Origin of the sequence: Actinomadura sp. K4S16 (assembly GCF_008327685.1) — a bacterium.
Lineage (GTDB): Bacteria > Actinomycetota > Actinomycetes > Streptosporangiales > Streptosporangiaceae > Spirillospora.
On record NZ_BDDE01000030.1, the window covers coordinates 133,645 to 142,484 of the forward strand.

The 8,840-nt window shown below is 71.7% G+C and carries 11 protein-coding genes; 7 read left to right on the forward strand and 4 right to left on the reverse strand.

The features are described from left to right. Window positions 1-108: 108 nt before the first annotated feature. Both K4S16_RS41815 and K4S16_RS41820 read left to right on the forward strand, forming a co-directional pair. Complete coding sequence (locus K4S16_RS41815; RefSeq protein WP_149264658.1) at window positions 109-1,389, forward strand: RNA-guided endonuclease TnpB family protein; 1,281 nt, start codon at window positions 109-111, stop codon at window positions 1,387-1,389. Between the two features lie 249 nt (window positions 1,390-1,638). Continuing rightward, window positions 1,639-2,346 (forward strand): hypothetical protein, encoded by a 708-nt coding sequence (locus K4S16_RS41820; RefSeq protein WP_149264659.1) that lies wholly within the window; start codon window positions 1,639-1,641, stop codon window positions 2,344-2,346. A gap of 298 nt (window positions 2,347-2,644) precedes the next feature. Here K4S16_RS41820 and K4S16_RS41825 read toward each other — a convergent pair whose 3' ends face one another. Beyond that, window positions 2,645-3,505: an alpha/beta fold hydrolase gene (locus K4S16_RS41825; RefSeq protein ID WP_160161224.1), complete on the reverse strand. Its 861-nt coding sequence runs from the start codon at window positions 3,503-3,505 to the stop codon at window positions 2,645-2,647. Between the two features lie 45 nt (window positions 3,506-3,550). Here K4S16_RS41825 and K4S16_RS41830 point away from each other — a divergent pair, with 45 nt between their 5' ends. From K4S16_RS41830 to K4S16_RS44795, 5 genes are all read left to right on the forward strand, one after another. After that, the gene (locus K4S16_RS41830; protein ID WP_235037413.1) at window positions 3,551-4,033 is read left to right on the forward strand and encodes a metallophosphoesterase family protein; all 483 of its coding nucleotides are present in this window, start codon (window positions 3,551-3,553) and stop codon (window positions 4,031-4,033) included. 76 nt (window positions 4,034-4,109) lie between these two features. Beyond that, complete coding sequence (locus tag K4S16_RS41835; protein WP_149264662.1) at window positions 4,110-4,919, forward strand: crotonase/enoyl-CoA hydratase family protein; 810 nt, start codon at window positions 4,110-4,112, stop codon at window positions 4,917-4,919. 322 nt (window positions 4,920-5,241) lie between these two features. Then, window positions 5,242-5,466, forward strand: a complete 225-nt coding sequence (locus K4S16_RS41840) for a hypothetical protein (protein ID WP_149264663.1) — start codon at window positions 5,242-5,244, stop codon at window positions 5,464-5,466. Between the two features lie 14 nt (window positions 5,467-5,480). After that, the gene (locus tag K4S16_RS41845) at window positions 5,481-5,822 is read left to right on the forward strand and encodes a PadR family transcriptional regulator (protein WP_149264664.1); all 342 of its coding nucleotides are present in this window, start codon (window positions 5,481-5,483) and stop codon (window positions 5,820-5,822) included. Further along, window positions 5,819-6,661 carry a hypothetical protein gene (locus tag K4S16_RS44795; protein ID WP_160161225.1) on the forward strand — a complete coding sequence of 281 codons (843 nt, stop codon included), beginning with the start codon at window positions 5,819-5,821 and terminating at the stop codon, window positions 6,659-6,661. Before K4S16_RS41845 ends, K4S16_RS44795 begins: the two co-directional genes overlap by 4 nt. Window positions 6,662-6,730: 69 nt before the next feature. Here K4S16_RS44795 and K4S16_RS41855 read toward each other — a convergent pair whose 3' ends face one another. The 3 genes from K4S16_RS41855 to K4S16_RS41865 all read right to left on the reverse strand — a co-directional run bounded on the left by K4S16_RS41855 (window position 6,731) and on the right by K4S16_RS41865 (window position 8,240). Continuing rightward, the gene (locus K4S16_RS41855; RefSeq protein ID WP_149264665.1) at window positions 6,731-7,123 is read right to left on the reverse strand and encodes a hypothetical protein; all 393 of its coding nucleotides are present in this window, start codon (window positions 7,121-7,123) and stop codon (window positions 6,731-6,733) included. 343 nt (window positions 7,124-7,466) lie between these two features. After that, window positions 7,467-7,871 carry a DUF2752 domain-containing protein gene (locus tag K4S16_RS41860; protein ID WP_235037414.1) on the reverse strand — a complete coding sequence of 135 codons (405 nt, stop codon included), beginning with the start codon at window positions 7,869-7,871 and terminating at the stop codon, window positions 7,467-7,469. A gap of 81 nt (window positions 7,872-7,952) precedes the next feature. Continuing rightward, window positions 7,953-8,240, reverse strand: coding sequence for a CD225/dispanin family protein (locus K4S16_RS41865; RefSeq protein WP_149264667.1), 288 nt, complete (start codon window positions 8,238-8,240; stop codon window positions 7,953-7,955). Window positions 8,241-8,840 lie beyond the last annotated feature (600 nt).

The window sequence follows — 8,840 nt, forward strand, 5'->3', positions numbered from 1 at the left end:
TTGTGCCGGAACTTCGTCACGAAGGCCAAGTGAACATGCATCGCAACGACGCGGTCTCCGCCGATGTGAATGCCTTCGAGTTCGGTTGTGGACCGGTACGGTGCGGGTGTGCAGTTACGGTACAACTACCGCTTGTATCCAACGCCTGGTCAGCAGATCGCGCTGGCTCGGGCGTTCGGGTGCGCGCGGGTGGTGTTCAACGACGGGCTGCGCGCACGCCGGGAGGCCCGCGAGCAGGACTTGCCGTACATTTCGGACGCCGAGTTGTCCAGGCAGGTCATCACCCTGGCGAAGGCCACGCCGGAGCGGGCGTGGCTGGGTGAGGTGTCGGCGGTGGTGCTGCAGCAGGCCCTGGCCGACCTGAACACCGCGTACCGCAACTTCTTCGCCTCGGTCTCGGGCAAGCGCAAAGGACGCGCACTGGCCCCGCCTCGGTACCGGTCGCGCAAGGACAACCGGCAGGCGATCAGGTTCACCAAGAACTCCCGCTTCAAGGTCCTCGACAACGGCCGCCTGCGGTTGCCGAAGATCGGCGAGCTGCAGGTCCGGTGGTCGCGGCCGCTGCCGTCCGCCCCGTCGTCGGTGACGGTCGTCCGGGACGCGGCCGGCCGGTATTTCGCGTCGTTCGTGGTGACCACTCAGCAGGATGAGACGCTGCCGCCGGTCGACTCCGAGGTGGGGATCGACCTTGGCCTGACGCACTTCGCGGTGCTGTCGGACGGCACGAAGGTGACCGCGCCCAGGTTCCTGCGCCGCGCGGCCCGCAAGCTCAAGCGGTTGCAGCGGGCCCTGTCGCGCAAGCAGAAGGGCTCCAACCGCCGCAGGAAGGCCGTCGTCAAGGTCGCGCGGGCGCATGCGCGGGTGGCCGATACCCGGCGGGACTGGCAGCACAAGCTGTCCACGGCGATCATCCGCGAGAACCAAGCGGTGTACGTCGAGGACCTGTGCGTGGCCGGTCTGGGCCGGACCCGGCTCGCCAAGAGCGTCCACGACGCCGGGTGGGCCGCCTTCACCGCCATGCTGGAGTACAAGGCCGCCCGGTACGGGCGCACCTTCGGCCGGGTGGACAGGTTCCTGCCGTCCACCCGCATGTGCTCGGCGTGCGGCGGGACCAATGAGAAGATGGCGCTCAGCGTCCGGGCGTGGGACTGCCCCTGCGGAGCAGCCCACGACCGGGACGTGAACGCGGCGCTGAACGTACTCGCCGCCGGACGGGCGGAGAGTCGAAACGACCGTGGAGCGCGGGTCAGACCACCAGCGATGGCGGCACCGCGCGACGAAGCGGTAACCCACCCGGACGCCGCGCGGACCCCACGCAGCGTGGAGGGAATCTCCGCCCTTCAGAGCGGAGAGGATGTCAAAACAAGCCGAACCGCGTGTACGCGATGAAGCCCGTGTTCCACTGACAGGCCAGGCGCGCGGCCGGGTTCCGTCCGTACCTCCCGTCCCGGCCGCGCGCCCTCCTCTTCTTGCGCACCAAGTGCGCAACTCCGCGCTTGACATATCGGGCGCCGAGCATTCAGCGGCCGCCGTTTAGCGGAATTCTCTAAACTGTGGATATCGGGCTGGAAAGCCCTTGCTTTTCACGGTCACTCGGGTAGAAAAAATCAAATCCCTCTTCCCGAGGAGGAAAACCCCGTGAAGGCTCCCATCAGGCTGGTCGCGCCCTTGGCGGCCGCGACCGCCGCGCTCGCCCTGGCGGCGCCCGCCGCCTCCGCCGCGACCACCACGATCCGCGAGGAGACCGCCGCCGGAGCGCCGTACTCCGGCAACTGGCAGGTCGCCACCGTCGGGGCGCTCCAGTTCTCCGTCGACTACCTCGGCGCGAAGGTCACGGGCTCCTGCGACGGCGCCCGGCTGCAGGGCACCGTCCAGTCCACCGGCGCGGGCGAGTTGACCGCAGCGTCGATCGGCGCGTGCCGGACGTCCAACGGCCTCAGCTCTCCGGCCACCGACCTCGACCTCGGCGAGGTGGCCGACAGGAGCGGCCAGGTCGCCTACGACCCGGTCCAGGGCGGCCGGGACGGCGTCCTGTCCATCAACGGCGGCCTGCGCTTCAAGATGGAGGGCAAGATCCTAGGCATCACCGTCACCTGCTACTACGGGTTCCGGACGGGGAGCACCGACGGTCTGCGCTTCGACGTCTACAACCGCGACAACCCGAACCGTCCGATGCCGGACCAGGACGACGCGCAGGGCAGGTCCGACGACATCACGCTCGTGCGGCAGACGGGCAGCAGCGCGCTGTGCCCCTCCAACGGCACGGGCAGCGGCTCCGCCATCGCCCGCGGTGAGAGCACGCCGGGCTCCGGGGTCTTCGACCGCAAGCTCTACCTGACCTCGTAACCCCGGCGCGGCAGGCGGAGAGGCGGCCGGGTCCCGGGGCCGGTGCAAGGGAGTGTTCATCCTCCTCGGGGCCCGGCCGCCCTCACTGTGCCCTCGCGGTGCTGGGTCGCCGTGTCGGAAAGAGCCGACCGGGGGCGTACGGTCGGAATCCTTCTGGGACGGTCGCGAGGAATTCGAGCGTAACTCCGCAGGTCAGTCCTCGGTAATGACAGCGTGCTTACAGTTGTTTCCCACACGTGTCCGAAGTGGGGCGTGGCAAAATCACCGCCCTTTCCGGCGGGCGCCCCGCCGCCGTCCGCTACCCCCGCGCGGCGGTCCGCCCGACGAAGTCGCGGAGCAGGGCGACGGCCCGGTCCGGATCCTCCCTGAACACCCCGTGGCCCGTGGCGGGCAGCACGTGCAGCTCGGCTGTGCCCTCCGGCAGGGCCTCGGCGAGCTTCCGGGCCGCCGAGACCGTCGCGACGGGGTCGTCCTCTCCGTTCAGGACCAGGACGGGCCGGACGATCCGCTCAAGGTACGGCCACGGGTCGAACGCGCCCGCGAGCGAGCGCCGGAAATGCTCAATGACGTCGCGGTTCCACCGGATGCGGGCCAGCCTGTCCCTCGCCTCCGGGGCGCCGTCCGGACGCCGCGAGTACAGGGGCAGGCACACGCGCTCCCAGTCGTCCTGGACGTCCTCCCCGCCCCAGTAGCGGCGCGCGATGTCGCGGGCCTTAGCGCCGCCGAGCCGCTCGAAGACCTCCAGGCGCTCCTCGGCGGGACCCGGCATCACGCTGTCGAGCACCACACCGCGAACGCGCTCCGGGTGGCGGTGCGCGACCGTCAGCGCCACCCACCCGCCGCTGGACGTCCCGAGGAGGACCGGGTCGTCGATGCCCAGCGCGTCGCAGAAGTCGACGACGTCGTCCGCCCAGCGCTCCCACGTCCACAGCGCGGGCTCGCTCACGTCCGACCGGCCGCTGCCGCGCTGGTCCAGGTAGACGACCTGCGCGAACTCGGTCGCCCGCCCCAGCACCGGCTTGAACAGCGAATGGTCGGCGCCGGGACCGCCGTGCAGCGCCACGACCACGGGCCGCTCAGCCATCGCCGCACCGTCCGGGACCAGCCCGGCGCCCTCGACGTCGAAGTAGAGGCGCACACCGCCGATGTCGATCCGCATCCGTCCCATTGTGCCCCTGCGGGGACAATGGGACATGTGAGAGCGGTGGCCATTTCCGACACCCACGCGCCGAGGCGCTGGAAGTCGTGCCCGCCGCGGGTGGCCGAGCACCTGCGGGGCGCCGACGTGATCCTGCACGCAGGCGACGTGTGCCTCGCCTCCGTCCTGGACGAGCTGGCCCAGTACGCGCCCGTCCACGCCGTCCTCGGCAACAACGACGGCCCGGACGTGGCGGAGTGGGGCGCGCCCGAACGCCTCGAACTCGACCTCGACGGCCTCGCCGTCGCGATGGTCCACGACAGCGGCCAGGCCCGGGGCCGCACCGCCCGGATGCGGCGCTGGTTCCCCGCCGCCGACCTCGTCGTGTTCGGGCACTCGCACATCCCGCTGGACGAGACCGGCGACGGCGTCCGCATCTTCAACCCCGGGTCGCCGACCGACCGGCGCCGCCAGCCGCACGGCACCCTCGGCCTCCTCGACATCCGCGACGGCACGCTCACCGGGGCGCGGATCGTCCCGGTGACCTGACCCTCGCCCTCGACCGGCGGGGCGCCGCATGGAATCGTCCCCCGCAGACGACCGCGAGGATGAGAGGGACCCCGGCATGACCGACCGCGTCACCGTGCACGTCCACGAGGGGGTCGCCGACGTGCGGCTCAACCGACCCGACAAGCTGAACGCCCTCGACCTGGCCATGTTCGAGGCGCTCGCCCGGACCGGGGACGCGATCGCCGCCGACGCGTCCGTCCGGGCCGTGGTCCTGTCGGGGGAGGGCCGCGCGTTCTGCGCCGGCCTGGACTTCGCCAACTTCGCCGCCATGGCCGGCGACGGCGCCGGACGCCGCTCCGGCGACATCACCGAGCGCGAGCCGGGACGCATCACCAACCTCGGCCAGCAGGCCGTGCACGTGTGGCGGGAAATGCCGCAGCCCGTCATCGCCGCCGTCCACGGGCACGCCCTCGGCGGGGGCCTGCAGATCGCGCTCGGCGCCGACATCCGCATCGCCGCCCCGGACGCGCGCCTGTCCGTCCTGGAGATCCGCTGGGGCCTGGTGCCCGACATGACCGGCACCGCCGCGCTGATCCGCCTCGTCGGCGAGGACGTCGCGAAGGAGCTGACCTTCACCGGCCGCATGATCTCCGGAGCGGACGCCGTCCGCATCGGCCTGGCCACCCGCACCGCCGATGACCCGCACGCCGCCGCGACAGACCTCGCCCGCGAGATCGCCGGCAACAGCCCCGACGCCGTCCGGGGGGCCAAGCGCCTGCTCAACCGCGCCGCCGACACCGACCTGGCCGGCCAGTTCCTCGAAGAGTCCCGCACGCTCGCCGCCCTGCGCGGAAGCCCCAACCAGGTCGAAGCCGTCCGCGCCCACTTCGACAAGCGCCCACCCGCCTTCAGCGACCCCGTCTGACACCCCGAGCGACCGGACGGGCCTCGCCGAGCCCATCTCCCGCCCCGCGAGACCGCGCACAGGCGCTCGAGCCCTCGGAGTATCCGGGAACGCCGGACTCGGCGAGGTCGTCACCCCGGCGGACCGGGCGTGGCCGACCATGCGGCTCCGAAGGCCGCACATGCCCGTTCGGCCATCCATCGCACCGGACGAGGCCGAGGAGTCGAGACGGTGACGGACGATCTCCGGAGCCCCCGAGGGCACCATGCAGGGCGACAGGGGCCGGTGCGGTCCGCGTTCGACTCCCTGGCGATCATGAGGCCTCGTATGTAGAGTACGAGCCATGGGCTATGTAGAGTTCGAGCGACGCGGAGGCGGGTCGGGCCGGTCCGGGGTATTCGTCGCCTGGGAGTTGCTGGCCTGGCTGGGGATCGCTTCGGCGGCGGTCGGGGCGGCCGTGGTGGCGTGGCTGATGCCGGCGGTGGCCGGGCCTGTCGGAGTCGCGGCGGCGGTGGCGGGGCTGCTGCTGGCGGTCCGCGGCGGGATGCGGGGAAGGGGAGCACGGTGACCCGGGGGCCGCGGATGACCGTGCAGACCCAGATGGTGCTACGCCAGGCGCTGCTGGAACCGAACCGGGAGTGGTACGGGCTGGAGATGGTGCAGGCCACCGAGTTGCCCACCGGCACGGTCTATCCGATCATCACCCGCCTCGAACAGGCCGGATGGATCACGTCCCGCTGGGAGGAGCCGGCCGAGCAGCGCGACGCCGACGCCCTCGGCCGCCCCCGCCGCCGCTACTACAAGCTCACACAGGAGGGCGCCGAGAACGCCCGCCTCGCCCTGGCCAAGGCACACGCCAACCGCGCCACCGCCCCCAAGCCCTGGAACACCCTGCGTCCGCACGCCCCCGGAGCCAGTCCGTGACCCGCCCCGCGTCCTTCAAGGACCAGCTCTGCCCCGTCCGCGACTCCCAGGTTGTATCCGGCGACTCTCACTGCACGGTCTGTAGAGGACGCCTCCTAGGACCGCGCTCTACCCCCGACCTGGGCGCGCTGAAGGCCGCGTGCCTCCACCTCGCCGCCGGCCTCGTCCCGGCGGCCAATGCGGTAGCGGCCGCGGCGGCGCGCGCCGAACACGCAAGCACCGGCGCGGTGGCCAGAGCGGCGGGCGCGGCGGGCATGCCTGCGCACATCGCGAAGGCGGCGGCGCGCAAAGCGGCCGTGGCGGCGGACGCGGCGGACGCGGCGGACGCGGCGAGGTACGCGGCGGAAGCGGTGCTCGCGGCGGCGAATGCCGCTGACGCGGCCACGACGGTGGAGGCGACAGGCGCGCAGGTGCGTACGGGGTCGCGGGCGACGGACGCGGCTCGCGCGGCTGAGGCCGCGGCGGCGAAGGTTACGGTGTGGCCACTGAGAACGGCCTTATCGGTGGCTGAGGCTGTCTGGACGGGCACGGACGCGGCGGTGCTGGCAATGCAGGAGACCAGGCGAGTCTTCACAAGTGCGACAGGCGGCCAGGCCCAGCCTCGCGCGGTGACGGGCACGGCGCGGCGGCCAGGGGTTTTGACGCGGCGTCTGCTGGCCGCCGGGTGTGCCCTGCTGCCCGCCGGTACCCGAGGTCGCTATGCCGAGGAGTGGTTGAGCCTGCTCACCGAGTTGCCCACCCGTCGGGCAGGGGCCGTCCATGTGCTGTCGATCCTGTGCGGCGCGCCGCGCCAGGCCTGGACGCTGCGCCGCCCCCTCAAGCACGTCCCGCCCGTCTGACCAGGAGACCGCCGTGACCGACGCCTCCAGCCGCGAGCTCGACGCGAACAAGATTCAGGACGCACGTACCTATCTCGCCACCCACTTTCCTCCCGCCGCCCGCGCGGCGGCGGCCGCGGCGGCCGCGGCGAGCCCGGGAGGGGCGGCGGCCGCGGTGCATTCGGCGAACGCAGCCGCCACGGCGGACATGCTGGTCAGCGCATCGAGCATGATCGTGGAGCCGCGGGACGTAGCGGCCTTCGCAGCGGCCCTTGGAGAGGACGCCGCGCGCGTGGCGGCGAATGCGGCGCGCGCGGCGAGCATGGAGGGCGCGCCCTGGACGGGGCGTGCGGTGGCCCAGGCAGGGAGCGCGGCGCGCGACGCGGCCGCCGCGGCGAACCTGACGGGCGAGGCGCTCGCTGTGTTCGCGGCGGTGGACGCGGCACTGCGGGCTCTGCGGGAGGCCGAGAGGGTCTTCACCATGTTGGCCGTTGGCAGGTCCGGGGCACATGCCGTGGCCGGTGGGGTCCGGGCACCGGGGAGCGTGGCGCGGAGGTTGCTCGCCGCCGGGTGCGCGTTGCTGCCTGCCGGCGATCGAGCCCGCTACAACGAGGAGTGGCTGAGCTGCTCACGGAGTCGCCGACCCGTCGGGCACGGGCCGCCCATGTGCTGTCCATACTGTGCGGCACACCGCACCAGGCCTGGACGCTGCGGCGCCCCCTCAAGCGCGTCCCGCCCGCCTGACCGCCCAGGGGAGTGGCCGGCTCCTGATGGGACAGGCTCGTCGTTGTGCAGGGGCGGAGCACTCGGCCTTATGCGTTCGGGGTCAGGCGGCGAGGAACGATCCGGCCGGGAGGTTTCTGATCAGCCAGAAAAGGAGGACCGCTCCGAACAGGATCCAGATCAGGGCGGGGTGCGCCGCCTTCGTCCGGACGGGGCGGTCCAGGGCGCGGGCCCTCGCCCACCGGAGCCAGAAGAAGGCCAGAAGCGGAAGCATCGCCATGGTCAGGACGTTCAGCCCGAACGCCTCCTGGACGCGGCCATGGGCGAGCGCGTGAACCGTGCGCATGGACCCGCAGCCTGGGCACTGGAACCCGGTGATGGCCAGGAAGGGGCAGGTCGGATAGTGCCCCCCTTCGTTCGGGTCCACCGCCGCGACGTAGCAGACGGCCGCGACGCTGAAGACGAGCACCGCGCCGGGCCGGAGCAGCCTGACGGCGAGTCCGGCCACGGGCCGTTGCGCACCGCCCGGGACTTCGGGAACCGGCCCGCCCCGCGGCGGCGGGGCGGGCCGGAACTCTTCCGTCATGGGTCAGCTGCCGTTGGCGCCGGCCATGGCGACGAGGAAGTAGATGACACCGACGATCACACCCAGGACCGCCGACGCGATCGCCCAGTTCTTGGCGTTGTTGGAGGAGTTGATCGCACCGGCGTGGTCGCCGGCCATCCACTTGGAGTTGACCTGCGCGGCGTAGACGATGGAAACGATGCCGGCGGGGAGGCAACAGAGGATCGTGGTGGCGACCGCCCATGCGAGATGGTTGGGGGGCGGCGGGGCGCCGGGGCTCGACGGTGGCGGCGGGGGAGGTGGGTAGGCCATGTCGTACCTCTCCGTGCTGGGCTGGGTGAGCTACTTAGGTAGATGGTGCCCCGGCACGCCAGGTTCCCCTCAATACGGCACAACCTGGCCGCAGGGCACCGCGCCGGGGCCGATTTGACTCGGGCGCTCCGACCGCGTAAGTTAACCCCCCGTCCCCTCACGGATGCAGGACGCCCACATGGCGGCCGGCCGAAGCATGGGGAAACCACCAACGAACCAGCCGACGCGGTCTCGCCGTGTCTGCCGTGCCGTGGTGGGTCGGAAAGGCTCGATTTTGACAATCGGACCGGATCTGATGAAATAGCTCCACCGCCCGGAAGGTGCCGCGCAAGCGGGGTTGGAAAGGCGTATCGGAGAAGCCCGGAATTGACAGTCCGGACGGATCCGATAAAGTAAGGCGAGTCGCCTCGGAGCGGGAAACGCGAAAGCGGATCCAGCGCGGTGGGTGTCCGTTTCTTGAGAACTCAACAGCGTGTTAAAAGCCAGTGCCTTTATCGGCTCGGTCGATTGTTCGGCCGGGTCGCCCCGTGCCGCTCTCCTTTGTGGGGGTGGTGGGGATTTCTTTGAGGCAATGCCGCCCCTTTTTGGGGTGGTGATGCT